Source organism: Streptomyces sp. NPDC001401 (assembly GCF_042895385.1).
Lineage (GTDB): Bacteria > Actinomycetota > Actinomycetes > Streptomycetales > Streptomycetaceae > Streptomyces.
Map to the genome: position 1 here is coordinate 1 of NZ_JBIAWI010000018.1, position 19494 is coordinate 19494.

Annotated in this window: 14 protein-coding genes and 2 pseudogenes; 10 read left to right on the forward strand and 6 right to left on the reverse strand. The window is 68.2% G+C overall.

Features of this window, described 5'->3' with window-relative positions:
• Positions 1-1155 precede the first annotated feature (1155 nt).
• Positions 1156-3174, forward strand: coding sequence for a hypothetical protein (locus ACFY10_RS41530; RefSeq protein WP_390670504.1), 2019 nt, complete (start codon positions 1156-1158; stop codon positions 3172-3174).
• A 57-nt stretch (positions 3175-3231) separates the two neighbouring features.
• Here the strand turns inward: ACFY10_RS41530 and ACFY10_RS41535 are convergent, their stop codons facing one another.
• From ACFY10_RS41535 to ACFY10_RS41550, 4 genes and pseudogenes are all read right to left on the reverse strand, one after another.
• A complete protein-coding gene (locus ACFY10_RS41535; protein WP_390670505.1) occupies positions 3232-4167 on the reverse strand; it encodes an SMI1/KNR4 family protein in 936 nt (311 codons plus the stop codon).
• On the reverse strand, positions 4164-4541 hold the full coding sequence (locus ACFY10_RS41540; RefSeq protein WP_390670506.1) for a hypothetical protein: 378 nt from the start codon (positions 4539-4541) through the stop codon (positions 4164-4166). Before ACFY10_RS41540 ends, ACFY10_RS41535 begins: the two co-directional genes overlap by 4 nt.
• Positions 4519-4798: pseudogene (locus ACFY10_RS41545) on the reverse strand (transposase); the annotation flags it as partial. The pseudogene ACFY10_RS41545 and the gene ACFY10_RS41540, both read right to left, overlap by 23 nt.
• Positions 4799-5748: 950 nt before the next feature.
• The gene (locus ACFY10_RS41550) at positions 5749-6327 is read right to left on the reverse strand and encodes a TetR/AcrR family transcriptional regulator (RefSeq protein ID WP_390670507.1); all 579 of its coding nucleotides are present in this window, start codon (positions 6325-6327) and stop codon (positions 5749-5751) included.
• Positions 6328-7491: 1164 nt separating this feature from the next.
• Here ACFY10_RS41550 and ACFY10_RS41555 point away from each other — a divergent pair.
• The 9 genes from ACFY10_RS41555 to ACFY10_RS41595 all read left to right on the forward strand — a co-directional run bounded on the left by ACFY10_RS41555 (position 7492) and on the right by ACFY10_RS41595 (position 16894).
• Complete coding sequence (locus ACFY10_RS41555; RefSeq protein ID WP_390670509.1) at positions 7492-8310, forward strand: oxidoreductase; 819 nt, start codon at positions 7492-7494, stop codon at positions 8308-8310.
• Between the two features lie 53 nt (positions 8311-8363).
• Positions 8364-9215 carry an alpha/beta fold hydrolase gene (locus tag ACFY10_RS41560; RefSeq protein ID WP_390670510.1) on the forward strand — a complete coding sequence of 284 codons (852 nt, stop codon included), beginning with the start codon at positions 8364-8366 and terminating at the stop codon, positions 9213-9215.
• 36 nt (positions 9216-9251) lie between these two features.
• Positions 9252-10430 (forward strand): low temperature requirement protein A, encoded by a 1179-nt coding sequence (locus tag ACFY10_RS41565; protein WP_390670511.1) that lies wholly within the window; start codon positions 9252-9254, stop codon positions 10428-10430.
• Between the two features lie 248 nt (positions 10431-10678).
• Positions 10679-11338, forward strand: coding sequence for a response regulator (locus tag ACFY10_RS41570; RefSeq protein WP_390670513.1), 660 nt, complete (start codon positions 10679-10681; stop codon positions 11336-11338).
• 338 nt (positions 11339-11676) lie between these two features.
• Positions 11677-12687 carry an alpha/beta fold hydrolase gene (locus ACFY10_RS41575; RefSeq protein ID WP_390670514.1) on the forward strand — a complete coding sequence of 337 codons (1011 nt, stop codon included), beginning with the start codon at positions 11677-11679 and terminating at the stop codon, positions 12685-12687.
• Positions 12688-13090: 403 nt separating this feature from the next.
• The gene (locus ACFY10_RS41580; RefSeq protein WP_390670515.1) at positions 13091-13921 is read left to right on the forward strand and encodes an enoyl-CoA hydratase/isomerase family protein; all 831 of its coding nucleotides are present in this window, start codon (positions 13091-13093) and stop codon (positions 13919-13921) included.
• Positions 13922-13977: 56 nt separating this feature from the next.
• Entirely contained in the window at positions 13978-15552 is a 1575-nt protein-coding gene (locus tag ACFY10_RS41585; protein ID WP_390670516.1) for an MFS transporter, read from the forward strand.
• A complete protein-coding gene (locus tag ACFY10_RS41590) occupies positions 15549-16109 on the forward strand; it encodes a PaaI family thioesterase (protein WP_390670517.1) in 561 nt (186 codons plus the stop codon). The genes ACFY10_RS41585 and ACFY10_RS41590 overlap by 4 nt, the downstream gene beginning before the upstream one ends.
• An 86-nt stretch (positions 16110-16195) precedes the next feature.
• Positions 16196-16894 carry an SDR family oxidoreductase gene (locus ACFY10_RS41595; protein ID WP_390670518.1) on the forward strand — a complete coding sequence of 233 codons (699 nt, stop codon included), beginning with the start codon at positions 16196-16198 and terminating at the stop codon, positions 16892-16894.
• Between the two features lie 707 nt (positions 16895-17601).
• Here ACFY10_RS41595 and ACFY10_RS41600 read toward each other — a convergent pair.
• Positions 17602-18006 (reverse strand): annotated as a pseudogene (locus ACFY10_RS41600) (transposase); the annotation flags it as partial.
• 127 nt (positions 18007-18133) lie between these two features.
• Complete coding sequence (locus ACFY10_RS41605; RefSeq protein ID WP_390670519.1) at positions 18134-18574, reverse strand: hypothetical protein; 441 nt, start codon at positions 18572-18574, stop codon at positions 18134-18136.
• Positions 18575-19494 lie beyond the last annotated feature (920 nt).

Below are 19494 nucleotides of genomic sequence, written 5' to 3' on the forward strand. Positions count from 1 at the left end.
GGCTCGGGCAGCAACGGCTCGATCAGCGACCACAGTTCGTCCGACACGATCCAGGGCCGCGACTGACGTTTCCCCACGACCAGACCAACGAGCGGCCAAGCCAACAGTCACATGATCAACCGCTTCTGTTAGGACCTCTTATGTCAAACCCACCTGCACACGGACGTCAGACCGCGCTCGAGCCGCACGGTTGGAGCAGGCCAAGGTCGCCCTGCAATGGATCACCATCGAGGGACGATTGATCACATGGACCAAATGTGCCGAGAGCCACGGTGACGGGGTCAACCGGACGGTGGCGAGCAATCCTTCGGAGCCATCGCACCTGACGCTCCACCAAGAACAGCGTCGAACGAGCGTCACGAGTCACCGGTCAATCGCGCAACGTCGAGAACATCAGTCGCGCACCCCGCACTATTCCTCGACAAAGCCGCAGGTCAGCAACGTCGTGCGGCAGGCGCAGGAGCACAGCGCGCTCCACTCCATAGCGATCCGGAAACAGATCGAACGAAGTGTGATACCCGGAGTAAGTGCAGGTCAGGATCCCTTAGTCACCGGCTCAAGAATCGCCACGCACTCCAAGTGATGCGTCATCGGGAACAAGTTGAGCGGAGCCTGGATGGCGTCCCGCGCACATCAAGGGACGTGACCCATCTACCCACCGGGCCGGACGACTGCGGCCTGCTCCAGGCGTTCCCCGCACCTCAGCCGCCGGCACCTTCCCCCTGCCGGGCCGAACCGGCAGGCCCGCTCAGGCAGTTGGCCACAACCAGCCGGAGTGACCGGAAAGCCAATTTATCGAACCCCTCCCTCAGGGAAGAGAGCGCGGCAGCCACGTGAACAACCCGTGGATGTCCACGACGAGCAGGATCCACCTTGGGTCGACATCGATAAGGACGCGCTCCCTTTTTTGGCCAAGTGCACACAAAGACAGCCTCACCCATGTCACCGCCCGGCCGACCTCCTGCATGCTCGGCCCGCCCTTCTTCTCAGCTCACGGTGATAGCCGACCGAACCCTCGGCGTTCACATGGTCACGCTCGCCAACTCCTTTTTGGTCAAGGTGAGTTAAACCGTGACCTTGGCCATATGACTCGCGAGACGCGTCTGATGGGATCACATCGCATCGAACATATGTACGTTAAGGAGGGATGCAATCTTGAGCCGCAGACCCACTGTCGGCCGCCTGCGCAGACTGGTCGCAGGCGCGGCCGCCGCCTTACTCATAGGCAGCGGCACTGCCGCTGCCGCCGACTTCGCTCCCAGCTCTTCCCCTGACACCGCCCCGTCCGCGCGCCCCGCGGCCGGCCCGGAGGATGCCACCGCCGCTGGATCCCGCCCGGTCTCGGGCAAAAGCCCGTCAGCGGGACCGCAGTTCGCCAAGAGCGGCAGCATCTGGAACGTCGTCGCCCCCGAGGTGATACTGCGCAACACCGTCACCGACGCCGACGGTGACAAGGCCAACCTGACCTTCGAGGTCTGGACGACCGACGCCGACGGCAAACCGAAGACCCAGGTCAAACTGACCGACGCCAATCCCTATGGCGTCCTTGTCTCCGACTTCGTGGCCTCCGGCAAGACCGGCCAGGTCACCGTCCCCTACGGCAAACTGAAGCCGGGCGTCAGCTACACGTTCCACACCTCCGCCTACGACGGCAGCCTGTACGAGACCGACTGGTCACCGTGGGCGAACTTCAAGATCAACCCGTATGTGACCTTCCCGGCCCCGCAGACTTCGTCCACGATCGACTCGCTGGCACAGAAGAACATCGAGTTCACCCGTAGCGACCCGGGTCCGGTCGCCGGTGTCGCGGCCAAGGGGACAAGGCCCCAGGGGCTCACCCCCAAGGCGCTGCAGGCAGGCGGCAAGCAGTCGTGCTCCCGGCCGGACGCCAAGGGCCGCAAGCTGTGCATCGAGATCGCCCCGCCAACCAAACAGAGCAAACAGCGCGTTGCCGCGGCGAACGCTGTCGCCGCGGACGGGACCAACCCCAATCTGGTCTCCTGGTGCGGTCCGAGCCCTGCGGGCAAGGACTTCATGAATCGGACCGAGGCGTGCATGAAGAGCATCGGCACCGCAACGCTGACCTTCGTGGACACCGACCCGGAGCACCCCACGCTCGCCACCGCCGTCTTCGACTTCCAGCAGCAGATCAAGACGTACACGAAGAAGGGCGACAGCGGCAGCGACTTCGGCGAGTTCGACCAGCAGATCGTCGCCATGCCCGCCAGCATCCACCCCGACCTTAAAGGCGTCACCCTCAAGTGGAACGTCGGCCATAACTGCACAAGCTGCGTCCAGTCATCGACGAAGTGGGCCGACCTGAACAACACGGCGTCCACCGGCCACTGGGGTATCACCGAGAGCGGTCCGTTGAACGCCCGCTGGGGTACCGTCCAGACCACCTGGAGCGGCACCGGCAAGGAGATCATCGACCTCGGCTGGTCCGTCACCGCCAGTGTCGATGCCAGTGACCTCACCGCCTCGGCCGACTTCGGCAGCAGCGGCGTCACCACTAGGCGCGAACTCGCCCCCCGCTGTGACGACATCCTGAAGGCCGTCGCGCCCGGCTGCGTGCTGCCCTTCTTCAAGCCGACCTACACCGTCGACACCAACCTCTTCCCGGCCGCCGGCGCCTACTACTGGCTGATGCAGGAGAAGATGCCCGACCATGCCGGGTCGGTGAAGTGGGACTCCCTCCTGCACTACCTCGGCCCGGACACCACGGTGAAGAACTCCAGGGGCGAGCCCTGGTCATCGGAAGACAGCCGCGGCAAGGTCTGCCCGTCGAGCTGGACGGCGCACTCGGCCGATGCTGCCGTGGGGACGACGAGCTGCGACGAGTACGCCATGGCCTCCACCCACGAAAGGGGGGGCTTCCCCGGCCTGAACCAGGTGGGCGACGGCAAGGAGTGCGCACAGCTCTTCACCGACAAGATGGGTACCGGCACCGGCTTCGGGCTGCTCGCCGACACCCGGGCCGCGAAGAACGGCCCGACGTGGAAGGAGAAGTGCGGCCGGGCCGCCATCCCGAATACGCAGAACGAGACCGCCTTCAAGAAACTCCAGCCCACCGTGTGGCGTCTGCTGGATGACGACGGCTTCTTCGTCAGCAACCCCGGCTTCGAGCACTGCGCGAACGCCAACACCACCTGCGCCTGGCGCAAGGTCGGCTGACAGATCCTGGAACCCGGTGGGGGGAGCGGCAGTTGCCGCTCCCCCCACTGACGGGCTTCATCCGGTGTATGGCTGCCAGCCGGGCACATCGCTCACCGGCCCCCACACCAGGGCTCCGTCCGCCAGCCCCGGCTTCTCCTTCCCCGCCAAGGCCGGTGCCTCCAGGGCGTCGGCCATCTCCTCCAGGTAGACCGACAGCGACGCGAACTCCTCCCGGTGCTCCCCGTAGCGCGAGGTGTAGCTCACGACGCCGGTCCTGGCATCGAGGTACAGGACGAAGGCGCGGTCGTGCACGCCGGACGAGCAGAACGGAATCCACGGGCCCTGCCACACATCGTCATCGCCCAAGCTCATCTGGCCGACGTGGTACGTGGCAACAGCAGCCAGGTCCATCAGTGCCCAGTTACGGAACAGGAACCCCGCGCCACGCGCGTCATGGACACCTGCATGCAGGCGCCACAGTGCCTGCAGTTCCGCCGGAAGCCGGGTGCCCAGTGTGTCTTCAAGCACTGCGAGTTCCTGGCCGGACGCACCCGGGCGCAGGGCCTCGTACGAGGCAGGGGCGTGGATGCGCAGCCACGTCTCGATCCGCATCCAGGCATCCGTCACCTGGCGTCCGGCGATCTCCTCCTGCGCGGCATCGTCCCTGATGTCCCCCGCCAGCCCTGGCGGCTCCTCTTCGGCGTACTCACCGTACTTCTCGGCCGCGGTGGGGGGAGCCGTCACCTGCGCCACCGACCCGATCTGCACGACCCCCTCCGCGGCGTACGGGGGCCCGTACAAGTAATGGACGCTCAGCGTCATGCCCTCACGCGTGGCGGTGGAGGTGCGGTGGAGCTTCGTGAACGTGTCCAACTCGCCCAGCAGCGGGTCCGCTTCCAGCAACCGGGACAACTCCGTCACCGCTGCCTCGGCCGCCGGCCCAAGCTGCCTGCACTGCTCACGGGCACCGTCCGAGATCTCCACGGCCACCGTGGACTCCTCGTCGCTCACGGGTCCTCCCACATCGTCCTTCCGGGCGTGCCACCGATCCTCGCATCCTCACAGACGAAAGACCCCGCCGAAAGAATCAGCCTCCCACCCAGCTTGCGCGTGAACGCCTCGTGCACCGCGTGCCGCTCATCGTCCGTCAGCACATAGCTGTGCCCGTCGGTGTATGCCAACTCAAAGCGTGGGCGGTATTCCCCCGGTGCAGGTAGGCCCCTGAGGCTGACCGTCATGCACATCCCCAGCAGAGGCCGCTCGACCAGCGCCGTGAGCCCGTTCTCCCAATCCACGCCGAGGGCGCTCCAGCTGCTGTCCTTCTCCCACTCCAGCCAGCGCGTGACGTAGTGAGCCAGACCCTGCACTGGTGTGGCGTTTGCCATGGGCGCGCTTGCGGTCGTAGAACCGGCGCGATTCCTCGCGTGTCGGATCTCAACAACGCCGAGATGGAGAAGACGCGTTGGAGGCGACGGTTTGTATCGCTGTGGCGCCGCAGGTTGCAGCTGATCTTCCCGGAGTGGGGCACCGGGGCGACACCACCGAAGCCGGCGAGGCGGTCGGCGGTGCCGAAGAACGTCATGTCGCCGCCGGTGGCGGCCTGGAACTCCGCGCCGAGGACGACGCCCAGACCGGGCATGCTCGCTCTGCGGGGCGCTCACTCGAAGGGGACTGCCCCGAGCCCGCCTGCCCTCTTACGGGACAACTGACCACGAGTGCGTCCGCCTCGTGGGCATCCTCCACAAGCTCCCCGGCAGCTCACCGGCATGTCTCGCCCTGCCAGCGGTCACATCCTGTAACCGACAAGCGGTTCCGCCGAGCCGCCGAAATCACAGTCAACGCCAGCCGCATGACGGCTGCCCGTGGGGAGAATCTGGGGAGTACGAGCCGCTCTGGGGAGCGCCTGGGGAGAATGAGCCGCGTAACGCGGCACGATCCTGAAACACCCTGAAAGGCTCATCCGTGCAGGTCAGAGACGGTAGCGACGGCATCGCCGCAGGTCAGAGGCGCTCGGTAGACGACTTCACAAGGAACTCCCACTGCATCCCAAAGGTGGATGTCACTCTGACCCTTGTGGGCCACGATTCCCTCGGCTATAAGATCACAACGCCAGTGAAGGTCGTCGGGCGCCTGCAGCGGCACTGACTCAGGGCGCGGGCCAGCTGGGCGAAACGGAAGGCCATGGTGGGGCCCGCCGGCTGCTGGCGGGCCCCACGCCAAACCCCTTGGCGGCACCGGCTCCGGCCGGTTCCGCCGCGTCAGTCCGATACAGCCTGTTCTGGGATCGCCTGTTCTGGCCGGGGCGGTCGTGGCGGGTCGACAGTGTTCACCCGCGGGTTCGTGATCACGCGTATGGCGGCCTCGGTTGGAACAACGGAACAGCCGTTAGCGCTACTAGTGGCCGTGGCCGCAGTGGGCCCTCCCGCATGCCAGGGCCCAAACCCTCGGTATGGGGAGCAGGGCCGAGGTGCTCCCATACTGCCTCCGCGTGGCTGTCCAGGTCGAGCTGTGCCACCAGGCATGGGTGTCGCCGACAGGCTTCGGCGGCGGCAGCCGATCGGTGGATCCGGCGCTCTGCCGAGCGGTTGCGTCTCAGCCGCGTGGTCCTGCGCCGTGCAGGAGTGTGTCGATGACGAGTGTGGCCTGTGCATCCGGGTCCTGGGCGGCTGGATCCTTATCTGCGCCGGGCCTGTTGAGGGCTTCGCTGAGAAGGGCGTAGTACACCTGCCGCGTCCACTCCAGGTCCGCGTCCGGGGCGAGAAGCCCCTCGTGCTGCGCCCGGTCCAGGAGTTGGACGGTGTGGGCGTCGATCTCCTCCCAGAGTGCGGCTGCGGCGGCGGTGTGGGCCGTGGCGTGGCTGAGGGTGTACCGCCAAGTGTTCTTGACCCGCATCACGTTTGCGGTCACCCGGTACAGCGCCACGAGCGCGGGAGCAGAGTCGGGCCGGGCTTCTTCGATGGCGTCGATGAGCTGCTGCTTCGCGGAGACGGCGAGCGCCTCCAACAGCGCCTGCCGGTTCGCGAACCGGCGGTGCACCGTGATCCTTGTCAGCCCCGCCGCCTCGGCGATCTGCTCCATGGAAGCGCCGGCATCCTGGGCGAGGACTCGCTCGGCCGCCTCCAGAATCGCGCGCACACTGCGCTCGGCATCTGCCCGCAGTGCTCGGCCCATGTCTGTCTCCTTGTCTGGTGGTTCGCTACCTGGCCCCCCGTAGAGGATACGTGAACGCTACGGGTATCTCGTTAATTGATACTTCAGTGTCGCAGTTATGGATGGGCCTGACACCACAATGAAACTGATAGGTGTCTTTTAGGGACGCCGCGTCCAGCCAGGCCGCGGGAACAGAGTTCCTGCAGCGCCTCGGCCGGCACACCACCGACCCCGACGCCCCGCGAGCCTCACGACCCGCGGCGCACAGCTCACCGCGACGCCCGAGTGAGGCTTCCCCGACAGGTCCCAACAAGTTCGGCAAGCAGGTCAACGTCTTCCTCGACCACCGACGGCCTCCCTGCCGCGAGACGCTCGTCGACGCCAAGCGCGGTTTCGCCCGATCAGCAGGCTTGCCCCGCCGGAGCCGAAGCCTCCCCAGTGACGACTGCGTACGCCAGACCGTCGCCAAGGAGTCATCCACTCCTCGGGATCCAGGGGAAACGACATGCCCGTCCGCCCAGCACTCCAAGCGGCCCCTACCCAGGTACCAGCCGGGATCGGGCGCCGCATACATGACCGCCGCTCCGCTGGTCTTCCGAGCCCCCCTTCCGGAATCCAGCAGGGATCCCCCTCCGCATCCTCGGCCGCGACCCGGGCGACCCGGGCCGGCGGCTCGCGCCGCACGTCGCGCGCCGCATCCCGCCCGATCTCGCCAAGCCCCGGTTTTCCGGCACCTCCTCCAAGCCGTCAACCGACTGCGACCACCGCGACCACCGCGACTGGACCCTGTCGAGCGTTCGGGGCCCAGGAGGCCGCGGAAGCGACTCGTTGCTCGGCGGCGGACACAGGCCCCTGGGGTCCGTCGCGTCGTCCCGGCCGCCACGTCGACGGCCTGGATGTCCGCCCGGCTCCACAGTCATCCCAGCTCAGGCGTGCCGTCGACCCCACTCTCAGGCGGTCTGCTTCATCGAGTCGTCAATGCGTCGACGAGACCCTGACCCGCGACGTCGCTCCATCTCTTGACCTTCCATAGAAGATACTCTTGCGCTACACATAGAAGATTAGTTGATGCTCTCATGTTGCCACTAGAGAAGAAGCTGATACATTAATGAAACCGATTGAGGATCGCCGGAAGCGATCCCTCCACGGCATCGCACACGCGATCCCATAAGTCAGGAGTCCGAAATGACGACGACAAAACGACCGGTAGCCCTCGTGACGGGTGCGTCCTCCGGTATCGGAAAGGCAGCCGCGCTCGCGCTGGTCGCAGCGGGCTACGAGGTGGTCGGCACCAGCCGCAACACGGCGCACGTCACCCCGGTGAAGGGCGTGACCTTCCTCGACCTCGACGTGACGAGCGACGAGTCGGTGACCGCCGCGGTCGGTGAGGTGATCGACCGGTTCGGGCGGATCGACGTCCTAGTCAACAACGCGGGTATCGGCTCGGCGGGCGCCGCCGAGGAGAGCTCCGCCGCGCAGGCGCAGGGCCTGTTCGACATCAACGTCTTCGGCGTCCTCCGTATGACGAACGCCGTCCTGCCGCACATGCGCGCCCGGCGCAGCGGACGGATCATCAACATCTCGTCCATCGTCGGCTTCATGCCGCAGCCCTACATGGCGGTCTACGCCGCCTCCAAGCACGCCGTCGAGGGCTACTCGGAGTCCGTCGACCACGAACTGCGTGAGTACGGCGTGCGGTCCCTGCTCGTCGAGCCCGCCTGGACCAACACCGCGTTCGACGCGGCCAGCGTGCGGCCCGACCAGCCCCTGGACATCTACGCCAAGCAGCGGCACGTCTTCGAGGAGTACATGGCGGGAGCGGTCAAGGACGGCGACGACCCGGCCGTCGTCGCCAAGGAGATCGTCGCGGCGGCGACCGACGCCAAGCCGAAGGTGCGGTACACCGCCGGTGCCATGACCGGGCGGGTGCGCACCATGCGCCGCATCGTCCCCACCCGCATGTTCGATCAGCAGCTGCGCAAGCTCAACCGCCTGCCCGCCTGACCCGGCCCCGCCAGACCCCCACGAGACACTGCGACAGGAAAGCGAAGCCCGCCATGAGTACCTATCTGGCAGACGCGGCCGAGGACCTCACCGTGGAAGGTCCGTCCGCGACGTTCACCTACCGGCGCATCGGCCCGACCGGCGGCATCCCGCTGGTCCTGCTGAACCGGGTCCGCGGGACCCTCGACTGGTGGGACCCGGAGTTCCTGGACCATCTCGCCGCCAGCCATGACGTGATCGTGTTCGACAACGTCGGCACCGGCTACACCACCGGCACTCCGCGCGACTCGGTCGAGGGGCTGGCGGACGGCACCGTCGAGTTCATCGAGGCCCTCGGCCTGCCGCAGGTGGACCTGCTCGGCTGGACGTTGGGCGGCACTGTCGCCCAGCACATCACCCGCACCCGACCGGACCTGGTGCGCAGGCTGGTCGTGGCGGCCGCCAATCCCGGCGGCACGGTGCCCGGCGCTCCCGACCCGGACCCGAAGGTGCGGGCCACCATGACGAAGCCCGAGGTCACCGGGGACGACCTGGTGTTCCTGTTCTTCCCTGAGACGGACACCGGACGCGCCGCCGGGTACGCACACCTCGCCAGGGTGGCCACCCGGCTGGCCACCGGACGCCCCGACGTGTCCGAGGCGGCGGCCATGGGTCAGATCACCGCGATCGCGAAGGACGCGTCGATCCCCTTCGAGCAGGTGCGAGCGGACCTGGCGAGCATCAAGCAGCCCGTCCTGTACGCGACCGGTATGCGGGACGCGATGATCCCCGCTCTGGCCTCGTACACCGCCGTCCAGCACGTCACCGACGCCACCCTCGTCGCCTACAGCGACGCCGGCCACGCCTTCCTCTTCCAGCACGCCAAGGACTTCGCCGCCCAGGTGACGGCCTTCCTCGCCGGCTGAGCAACGCCGTGAAACCGTCCGACTAGGAGATTCGTCGTGGAGTTGACCAGCGTTCCGGCACGCCGGGAGGTCACCCCGCTGGAGTTGTTCTTCGACCTGGTCTACGTCTTCGCCATCGGTCAGCTGTCGCATCAGCTGCTGGCCCACCCGACGTGGACGGGCGCCGCCCAGACGCTCGTGCTCTACCTCGCCGTCTACGCGGCGTGGGCGTACACGACCTGGGCGGTCACCCTCGTCCCGGCCGAGGACCCGCGGACCCGGCGGATGCTGCTGACGGTCATGCTCCTGGGACTGTTGATGAACGCCGCGACCCCGCGCGCCTTCGGCGACGCCGGGTGGGTCTTCGTCGCCACCTTCCTGCTGATTCACATCGGCCGGACGGTATGGCTGCTCACCGTCGGCCTCGACCCTGTCAACCAGGAGCATTTCCGCCGCGTCCTGGTCTGGTTCGTCGCCCCCGCCCCCTTGTGGGTGACCGGGGCTGCAGCCGACGGCGGCGCGCGGCTGGTGTGGTGGGCGGCGGCGATCCTGGTCGAGCTGGTGGGCACCTGGGCGGCGCATCCCCTGCCCGGCCGCAGACTGGACTCCCGTGAGGTCACCTTCGCCGGGGGCCACCTGCTGGAGCGCGGACGCCTGTTCGTGATCATCGCGTTCGGTGAGACGGTCATGACCACCGGCACCGCACTCACCACCGCGCCGTACCAGCCGATGACCCTGCTGACCAGCGGCGTCGCGCTCACCGGCACGGTCGCGCTGTTCTGGCTGTTCTTCAGCCACTCCGAGCGCGTCGTACGGCACTACCAGACGACTGAGGACCCGATGCGGGCCGGACGCAGCGGCGTCATCAGCCTCATGGTCTCCGTCGCCGGGTTGATCGCCGTTGCCGTGGCCGATGAACGCGTCATCGCACATCCGACGGAGCACGCCGGCATCACCACGAACCTGCTGTTGTTCGGCGGGCCGGCCCTCTACCTCGGTGCGCAGACCTGGCACGGGGCAACCCTGTTCGACGACCTGCTCTGGTCACGGCTGCTCGCGTTGTCCGCTCTGGTCATCGGCTGCGCCGTCACGACGACGGCCCCTGCGTACCTGGCGGCCGTCATCGCTGCCGCGATCGTCGTTGCCCTGGCCATGTCCGAAGAGCGCCGTCCGGCGGGTGACGGGCGTGCGAGGCCGATCGCATCAGGCCCTCAGGTCACTGACGGGATCACCTGACCTATGGCACCCGCGGCGGGTCTGCATGTCGGCGGGGAACATCGGCGGGCCGTTCGGTGAGACCAGCGAGCCTTTCTCATTCACCCTGTTCACGCTGTTCACCCCATTCGCCGGGAGGATTTCATGGGCATGCACGCCAGTACTGTCATCGTCACCGGAGCCGGCCGGGGCGTTCGCCGGGCACTCGCGGCTGAGCCGCCAAGCCGTGGCGTGCGGGAGTGGGGGGCCCGTGCCGGGGGCGGGACGCCATGACGGAAGCCGGCGTATTGGTCTGTGACGCCCAGGAGTTGATGCGGGCCGGATTGCGCACGTTGGTGGACGGCCAGTCGGATCTCACTGTCGTCGGCGAAGCCGGGGACGGCGAGACCGCTGTGGCGCAGGCACTCACGCTGTGCCCGGACCTCGTCCTCATGGACGTACGGCTGCCGCGCCTGGACGGCATCTCGGCCACCGCGCAATTGCGCGCCGCCCTGCCCGACACGCGCGTGCTTGTCCTCACCGCCTGTGACCGGGACGAGTACGCCTACGCGGCGCTGCGTGCGGGGGCGAGCGGCTTCCTCGTCAAGGACACACCGACCGCCGAGCTGCTCGTCGCCGTCCGCGGCGTGCTGCGCGGCGACGCGGTGATCGCCCCCTCGGTGACACGGCGGCTGATCGACCGGTACGTCACGGGCGCCGTCGCTCCCCTCACCGACCAACGCCTCGACGTGCTCTCCGACCGGGAGCGTGAGGTGCTGGGCCTGGTCGCCCGCGGGCTGAACAACGCGGAGATCGCCGGGAAGCTGTTCCTCGGCGAGACCACGGTCAAGACCCACGTGGCCCGCATCCTCGCCAAACTCCGCGTCCGCGACCGGATAGAGGCCGTCGTCACGGCCTACGAGAGCGGACTGGTTCGCCCTGGCGGATGACCCCGTCGGGCGCCCGGGATGGTTTCCGACGACACAACCGATACCTAGGTTCTGGACATGTCGATCATGCGGGAGTTCCTTCGCCGCCCCCGGCTCACCGGCGTCGTCGCTCCCAGCTCCCCCACACTCGCGCAGGCCATGACCTGCGGTCCGGATCCGATCGGAAGGTCACGGGCCCCCTAGAGGTCTTCAGATCCATACGGCGGCCCGTCCGGCCCGACGAAGTCGCCGGGTCAGCAATAGCTCCACTTCCGCGCACCCCGCAGAACATCCGTACGCGGAGCGCGCGGCAGGTTCAACGCGCCGGGGAAACCTCCGGCCCGACTCAAGGAATTGGCATGTCTTCAATCAATCGGCGTACCCGTATCTCCCGGCGGACCGCGATGGCGCTGGCCGGCGTGTCGGTCGTCGCGGCTGTCGCCGCCACGGCACCGAGCATGGCCAATGCCGTGAGCGGCAGTCCCAGCGGCACACGGCACTCGGTCACTCAGACGCAGAACGCGGAGAGCGCGAGCACTGCCCCTAACCTGCGTGTCAAGGCCGCCAACGGTGTCACCTACCAGTACCGCCGCTTCGGCCACCCCAGCGCCAGCAGTGTGCCCCTGGTCTTCCTGCAGCACTTCCGCGGCACTCTCGACAGCTGGGACCCCAAGCTCATCGACACCATCGCCGCCAAACGCGAGGTCATCCTCGTGGACAACGTCGGCGTCGGCGGCTCCACCGGCACCACCGCCAGCACCGTCCAGCAAATGGCCCTGGACGCCATCGACTTCATCGACGCCCTCAAGCTGCCCCGCTACGACGTGCTCGGCTTTTCCCTCGGCGGCGAGGTCGCCCAGGAGGTCGCGCTGCGCCGCCCCTGGCAGGTCCGCCGCGTCGTCCTGGCCGCCACCGGCCCCCAGGGCGGAGTGGACCAGCGCGCATCCGACCCCAACATCCTGCAGCGGACCCTGAAGGACAACCCCGGCCCCGCCGACTACCTCTTCCTCTTCTTCAAGAACACCGCATCCAGCCAGGCAGCGGGGACCGAGTTCCTGCAGCGCCTCGGGCAGCGCACCACCGACCACGACGCCCCCTCCAGCCTCGCCACCCGCGACCGCCAGCTCACCGCGTGGTCCGAGTGGGGTATCCCCGACAAGTCCAAGTTCGTCCGCCTCCACGCCCTCTTCCAGCCCACCCTGGTCGCCGACGGCGAGAGCGACATCCTCATGCCCGCCAAGAACTCCCGCCTGCTGGCCAAGTACCTCCCCGACGCCCAGCTGCACATCTACCCGGACGCCGGCCACGGCTTCCTCTACCAGTACGCCGTCCAGTTCGGCACCGAGGTCAACACCTTCCTCGACCGCTGACAGCACCTCCGCGGCCAGACAGCCGCAGGCATCGAGAGCAGGGTGACCACCAGCCGGCGGCCGTACCCACGACGCCATCGTCCCCGGACTGCCCGCGGACCGTCATGCCGCACGAGCGGCTGCGCCGGATCCTCGGCGCAGCCGCCGGCTTACGCGCACCGCACGCTCTCGCCGGTGCACAGCAAGTCAGCGGAACCAGCCCGCGGAAGGTAGCGCCTGACGGCCGTTGAGCAGCCCGTTTTTTACACCGGCGGCATGACCCACAGCGACGCTCGTGACGGCTCACCTTCCTCTTCCCGAACGCCAACGACTGCATCCATCCAAGGGGCCAGCGCCGTCACGGCCCGACGAACGTCCACCGCAACCAGAGCCGCACGCATCCCCCTCAGCACTGGAGCACAGCATGACCCAGCACAGCATGTTCAAGATCGAGACCGTGGCGCCGAAGATCCGCAGGGTCACCTTCACAAATCCGCCGGTGAACGTCGTCGGCGCGGACACCGTCGTCCAACTCCTCGCCGTCGTCGACGAGTTGAGCAAAGACGAGAAGTTTCAGGTCGTCGTCTTCGACAGCGGCACGCCCGGATACTTCTTCAACCACGCCGATCTCGGCCAGGTGCCCGAACTCCTGGCACTGAACGCCGCGGACGGAACCCCGACGTGGGTCGAACTCGTCACCCGCCTGACCAGCGCCCCCTTCATCAGCATCGCCTCCATCCGCGGGCGTACGCGGGGCGGCGGCGACGAGATCACCCTGGCCTTCGACCTTCGCTACGCCAGCCTCGAAGAGGCGGTCTTCTGCCAGCCCGAGGTCGCGATCGGCATCGTCCCGGGCGGCGGCAGCGACCGCCTGGCCCGGCTGCTGGGACGAGACCGCGCCCTCGAAGCGGTCCTCACCAGCGAGGACTACAACGCCGAGCGCGCCGAGAAGTACGGATGGGTGACCCGGGCCGTCCCCGACGCCGAACTCGACGACCTCGTCAACACTGTCGCGGCGCGTATCGCGTCCTTCGACAAGGCATCAGTCCTGGGCGCGAAGGCGCAGATCAACCGGTCGACACTGCCGCCGGTGGCCGACCTGCGCGCGTCCTGGGCGGAGTTCGCGGAGTCCGTCAACTGGCCGGGATTCCAGGCGCGCGTGCCGCAGCTGGGCAAGGCCATCGCCGAGGTCGGTCTCGACGAGATCGAGCGGAACCTCGGCTACTACGCCGGCCTCATCAACCAGCAGGCGTAACAGCCGTCATCACCTCACCCGCCGCCGAACCTGAAGCCCGCAAGGACGTCGACACCATGGCTGACATACGGACGGCCCAGCCACGCGCGGTGGCGCAGGCCATGCGGCGCAGAGAACTTCTCACGCTAGTGGCGATGTGCCTGGGCGTGATGATGACGTTCCTGCTCATCACCGCCACCATCTCGGCGCTGCCTGCGCTCCAGGCCGATCTGCACGTCAGCCCGAGCGCGCTGATCTGGATTCCCAGCGCGTACACGCTGGTCGTGGCCAGTCTGGTGCTGTCGGCCGGCACGCTGGGCAACCTGTATGGCCGCAAGCGGATGTTCTGCGTCGGCGTGGTGGTCATGATCGCCGGAGGGCTGCTCGCCGCGAGCGCCGACACCACCGCCACGGTGATCATCGCGCAGCTGGTCTCCGGCCTCGGCGTTGCGCTGATCCTGCCCAACAGCCTGGCCATCCTCGGTGCGACCTTCACCGACCCGCACCGGCGGACCGAGGTGATCACCGCCTGGGCGGCATCGTCCGGCGTCGGCCTGGCCATCGGCCCCCTGCTCACCGGTGTCCTGCTCGACCATTCCAACTGGCACGCGGTGTTCGTGTCGACCGCCGTCCTCGGAGTGATCACGCTGCTGGTCGCGGTCCCGTTCGCCGCAGAGTCCCTGGCTCTCGGCGAACGCCTGGACGTGGCCGGTACGCTGCTGGGCACAGTGACGATCGCGGGGCTGGTGTACGCGCTCATCCAGGGAGGCCAGGACGGCTACACCGCGGCCCCGGTCGTCGCCGCGTGGATCGTGGCGACGACCGGCGCCGCGGCATTCGTCCTCGTCGAACTACGGGTCACGGAGCCGATGCTCGACGTACGGCTGTTCGCCTCGCGGTCGGTCAGCGCGGTGATGATGATCGCCGCGGTGTCGCTGTTCGGCTTCACCGGCGTGGCCGTCCTCACCGTCATGTTCTACAACAACGTCCAGCACCTGAACGCGCTGGACACCAGCTGGCGCATGCTGCCCCTGTTCGGCGTCTACGTCGTCACGGCGTTCCTCACCGGCCGGGTGATCCGCCGTACCGGTTTCAAGGCGCCACTGACGGTGGGTCTGCTGCTCGGCGCGCTCGCCGTCCTGGGCCTGACGAGGGTCGGCCAGGGCACTCCGTACAGCCAGGTCTGGCCGCTGTTCGTCCTGTTCGGTGCCGCCACTGGCCTGGCCATCGCGCCCAGTACGGCCGCCGCGCTGGTCAGCGTCGCTCCCGAACGGGCGGGTATGGCCTCCGGCGCCGTCAACACCGCCCGGCAGGTCGGCTCGGTCATGGGCACCGCGCTGCTCGGCTCGCTGTTCACCGCCCGCGTCAGCGCGGACCTGCCCCACCAGCTCGCCGCGCACGGCGTGCCCGTAGCCGCCCGAGCCCCCATCGAGGCGGCCGTCGCCTCCGGGAGCACCGGAACCCGACCGCCCTCCGCCCAAGTACGTGCGGCGGTCGAGGACGCCTTCACCTCCGGCGTGCACACCGGCCTGGCCGTCGTCGTCGCGGTGTTCTTCGCCGGCGCCGTGCTGGCCCTGACCGCCGTACACAACCGCCCCCACCAGAACGGAACGCACATGCCCGCCCCTTCGACCACCCCCACCGCCTCATGAGCGCGCCAGCCGCGCCTCAGCACCGCACCTACACCTGGCACGATCCCCAGCCGACCGCCGAGGCCGTCCAACGGCTGAGCGGCCTGGAGGTGCTGCAGGGAATCGGCGACGGAACACTGCCGACCCCTCCGGCCATGATCACGCTGGCGATCGAACCCGTCGAGGTCGGACCAGGCCGCGTCGTGTTCGAGCTGACCCCCGCCGGCTGGCACTACAACGCCCTCGGCACCGTCCACGGCGGCGTCCTCGCGACCCTCGCCGACAACGCCTTGGGCGCCAGCGTCTACACCCGCCTCCCCGCCGGAACCGGCTACACCACGCAAGGCATCAACGTCACCTTCCTGCGCCCGGTCACCATCGACACCGGCCGCATCCGCTGCGAAGGCACCGCCCTCAACGTCGGCCGACGCACCGCCTACGCGACCGCCGCCGTCACCGACCTCACCGGCAGGCTGCTCGCCCACGCCACCACCACGTGCCAGATCTTCCCGGCCGACGGCCCACCACCCGCACGTGCCCGTCAACACGACGCGCAGGACACCGCTCCGACTGCCTGACCGGCGGCAGAACCACGCCCAGGAACGGAACACCACCCCGATCCGATCACCACCCCCCTTCCCCCTCAATGCAACAGGGACTTCTCATGGACCTCTCCACCAGCACCGTCCTCGTCACCGGAGCCAACCGTGGCCTCGGCCGCGCCCTCGCCGCGGAGCTGCTCGACCGCGGCGCCACTGTCTACGCCGGTGCCCGCAACCCCGACCAGGTGAACCTGCCGGGCGTCAGGCCGATCGCGCTCGACATCACCGACCCCGCCTCAGTCGCGGCCGCCGCCAAGGCCACCGGTGACGTCACGGTCCTGATCAACAACGCCGGCATATCAACGGGCACGGACCTGCTGGCAGTTGACTTGGACAACGTCCGTCTGGAGATGGACACCCACTACTTCGGCACCCTCTCGGTGGTCCGGTCCTTCGCCCCCCAGATCGAGGCGGGCGGCGGCGGTGCCATCCTCAACATCCTCTCCGCCCTGTCCTGGTACAGCTTTCCGGGGGTCGGCGCCTACTGCGCCGCCAAGTCCGCGCAGTGGTCGCTCACCAACGCCCTGCGTGTCCAGCTCGCCGACCAGGGCATCCGGGTGGCCGGACTGCACGTCGGCTACATGGACACCGACATGGCCGTCGGGGCCACCGCTCCCAAGACCGCCCCTGCCGACGTCGCCCGCCTCGCCGCCGACGGCATCGCCGAGGGCGTCTACGAGATCGTCGTGGACGACATCAGCCGAGAGGTACAGGCCGGTCTGGCCGCAGGCGTCACCGCTCTGTACCCGCAGCTCCCCTGACCCACGGCTGTCGGGCACGCCGATGAGTGAGACCAACGCCCCCTGCACCCGAACTGCCGCCACTCGAAGAGAGTGGGCGTCCACCGAACTTCCCGAGTCATACGGCCCTCCCCCTGAGAGGCCAACGTCGGCTCCGTCCCGACGAACGTTCATCGCCACGACGACCGCCGTCGGTAGCGCCGTGATGGCGGGCGGCCTGGGCGAGGGAGCCCCTCCGTCCGGCGCCGAGGAGGCGTCCACCTCCCCAGTTCGACCCAGCGGCCATGTCTCGCTGACCGTCAACAGATCGACTTTCGGTCACCGCCGTCGAGGTGTCTTCTACAGCCACTGCGTCAGTTGTACGGGCCACTTCGCCGGGCTACTTCAGCAGCGTATGAACCCGGCGGGAGGAACCGGGGCCTGCCGGCAACAGCCGGACCTGGACGATCACCAACACAGGCTCATCGACCGGCGCACGAGGGCCGAACGGTCCATGGCCGTCGGCTGTCCGATCATCCATCCTGTCGCTACAGGAAGGACACCACGGCGCCTGCGCGGCCCGCGCCGGCATCCGCGTCACTGCGGCGGGAGCCATGCGCAGGCAGGGCCAGATCGACCGGCTGGCTGGCTGCTGTCCGCCCGGCAGACACAAGAACCTCATGCCGTTAGGAGGCGTGATGACCCGTCCTCTTCAGCCCGCCTCCCTGGCCAGGATGACCGAGCTGGTCTCGCCGGTATTGCCTGGGCAGTTGGGCCAGAGCCAGTTTCGTGGTGGTGACGTGGTCGGCTGCGGTGTTGCTGCCCGCGTTGCCCGGCCGCAGCAGGGCGGCCACCGGCTCCCCGGCCCCGGCCTGGCCGTGGTCGACGAACGCGACCAGCGGATGGTGGCCGAAGGTCTTCTTCCACGTCGCGGTCGCGTCCTGCTTGTCGGAGTGAGCCAGGACCAGCACCCCGTCGATGTCCACGACCACTTGCCCGCTCGCGTCGGGGGCATCGGCGCCGGCCAGCGTCCACACCCGATCGCGGACTTCGGCCCTGGCCCGGCGGATCGCCGTCAGCGCGCGGGGACCGGCTCCGGCCAGGGTCTCGACCATGCGCGAGACGGTCGGATCGGAGGCCACCGGCCTGAACAGATTCTTCATCTGGAGAGTGCTTCTTTCCGTGCAACTGACAGGACCCTAGACAAGTCCCATCGTCGTAGGTCAGTTCCACTCTCCACTTATTTGATCAGAGGTCGAACCGCCTCGCCCTGACAGCGTGTCACTCGGTCAGGCGTCTGGGCTCCGGCGACCAGGATGGCGGCAGCGGGATCTCCTGGTCGTGATCGATCAGCAGCGGGAAGCGGTCATGCCACCACCTGCCCTGCGTCGAGGACCGGCTGGTCAGAAGGCCCTGCGGTTTGATTGGCCCTGTCGCCGCACAGTACCGGGCATCCCATCTCTCGATCACGGGCTGACACAGCGCCCGCAGGGTGGGAGTGAGCAGAGGCAGGGCCTCGTGGAGCCAACCACGGCGGCTGAGATCGTTGTAGTACTCCCAGATCCATGTCGTGTCGAAGCCTGCCTCGACGCCAACGACGAAGTCCTGCCAGGACCTCATCGGACGGAAGAGGGTCGGGGAGGGACCGAACGAGCCTGCAAGCAGACGCTGGACGCGATCAGCGGACGCATAGTCCTCGGCACTGAGTTGAGAGACGTCCACGCTGCATAGCGTTGCAGACGTACCCCCCCCCACGTCACGGCGTTTCGTCTTGGCCGCCATCGTGCCACTTCGCACCCACCAGGTGCAGAGCAAGAAGCAACCGCCGCAGGAGAGCAGAAGCGCATCGCGCCTGGTGAGCACGAGACGCCAGCCTCCTTGTCTCAAGCGTCCTGCACCACTCGTGAAAGCGCGAGGCTAAGGAAGACATAGCCGCGGACGCCTTCCACTACTTCTGAGGCATCGGCAGTTTCGGCCTGAACCAGGGCCAGCGTCGGCGCGGAGGACGGCTGCCCGGGCCACTTCTACTAACCGCCGTTCGGAACACCCCCGCGCCGACGAGGAGCACTGGCGGTACGGCTCGAACGAGGCGCCGGACGACGGATCACCCCCGCGTCGGCGGGGAGCACCACGCCGAGTCGAACGCCGACTCCTTCGGCGCCGGATCACCCCCGCGGGTGCGGGGAGCACATCGATCTGGCGGTCCACCGTTCAGGCCAGCCGGGACCATCCCCGCGGGTGCGGGGAGCACCAGGCCGTACGGCATGTGTCGTCCTCCCTGTTGGGACCATCCCCGCGGGTGCGGGGAGCACATCGGCAGCCTCTGGTCCGGCATTCAGTCGAAGGGGCCATCCCCGCGCCCGCGGGGATGGCCCCAGGCCCGCAGCTACCCGGCCGGATACACGTCGGTGCTCCCCGCGCCCGGGGGGATGGTCCCAAGTGCCGCTGCAAGGTCGTCAAGCGCCGGAAGTGCTCCCCGTGCCCGCAGGGATGGTCCCAGGCCGGAGTTCAGGCCGAGCCGTGCGCTGGTGTGCTCCCCGCGCCCGCGGGGATGGTCCCAGCGCGTGGTTCACCATGCTCCCGGCGCCAAAGTGCTCCCCGCACCTGCGGGGTTGGTCCCTGCCAGGGCTCGCCCGCTCGGT

Coding starts and splice junctions, on each gene's coding strand:
- ACFY10_RS41570 (WP_390670513.1), top strand. CDS start 10,679: ATGACGGAAGCCGGCGTATTGGTCTGTGACGCCCAGGAGTTGATGCGG.
- ACFY10_RS41555 (WP_390670509.1), top strand. CDS start 7,492: ATGACGACGACAAAACGACCGGTAGCCCTCGTGACGGGTGCGTCCTCC.
- ACFY10_RS41595 (WP_390670518.1), top strand. CDS start 16,196: ATGGACCTCTCCACCAGCACCGTCCTCGTCACCGGAGCCAACCGTGGC.
- ACFY10_RS41585 (WP_390670516.1), top strand. CDS start 13,978: ATGGCTGACATACGGACGGCCCAGCCACGCGCGGTGGCGCAGGCCATG.
- ACFY10_RS41580 (WP_390670515.1), top strand. CDS start 13,091: ATGACCCAGCACAGCATGTTCAAGATCGAGACCGTGGCGCCGAAGATC.
- ACFY10_RS41540 (WP_390670506.1), bottom strand. CDS start 4,541: ATGGCAAACGCCACACCAGTGCAGGGTCTGGCTCACTACGTCACGCGC.
- ACFY10_RS41590 (WP_390670517.1), top strand. CDS start 15,549: ATGAGCGCGCCAGCCGCGCCTCAGCACCGCACCTACACCTGGCACGAT.
- ACFY10_RS41550 (WP_390670507.1), bottom strand. CDS start 6,327: ATGGGCCGAGCACTGCGGGCAGATGCCGAGCGCAGTGTGCGCGCGATT.
- ACFY10_RS41560 (WP_390670510.1), top strand. CDS start 8,364: ATGAGTACCTATCTGGCAGACGCGGCCGAGGACCTCACCGTGGAAGGT.
- ACFY10_RS41575 (WP_390670514.1), top strand. CDS start 11,677: ATGTCTTCAATCAATCGGCGTACCCGTATCTCCCGGCGGACCGCGATG.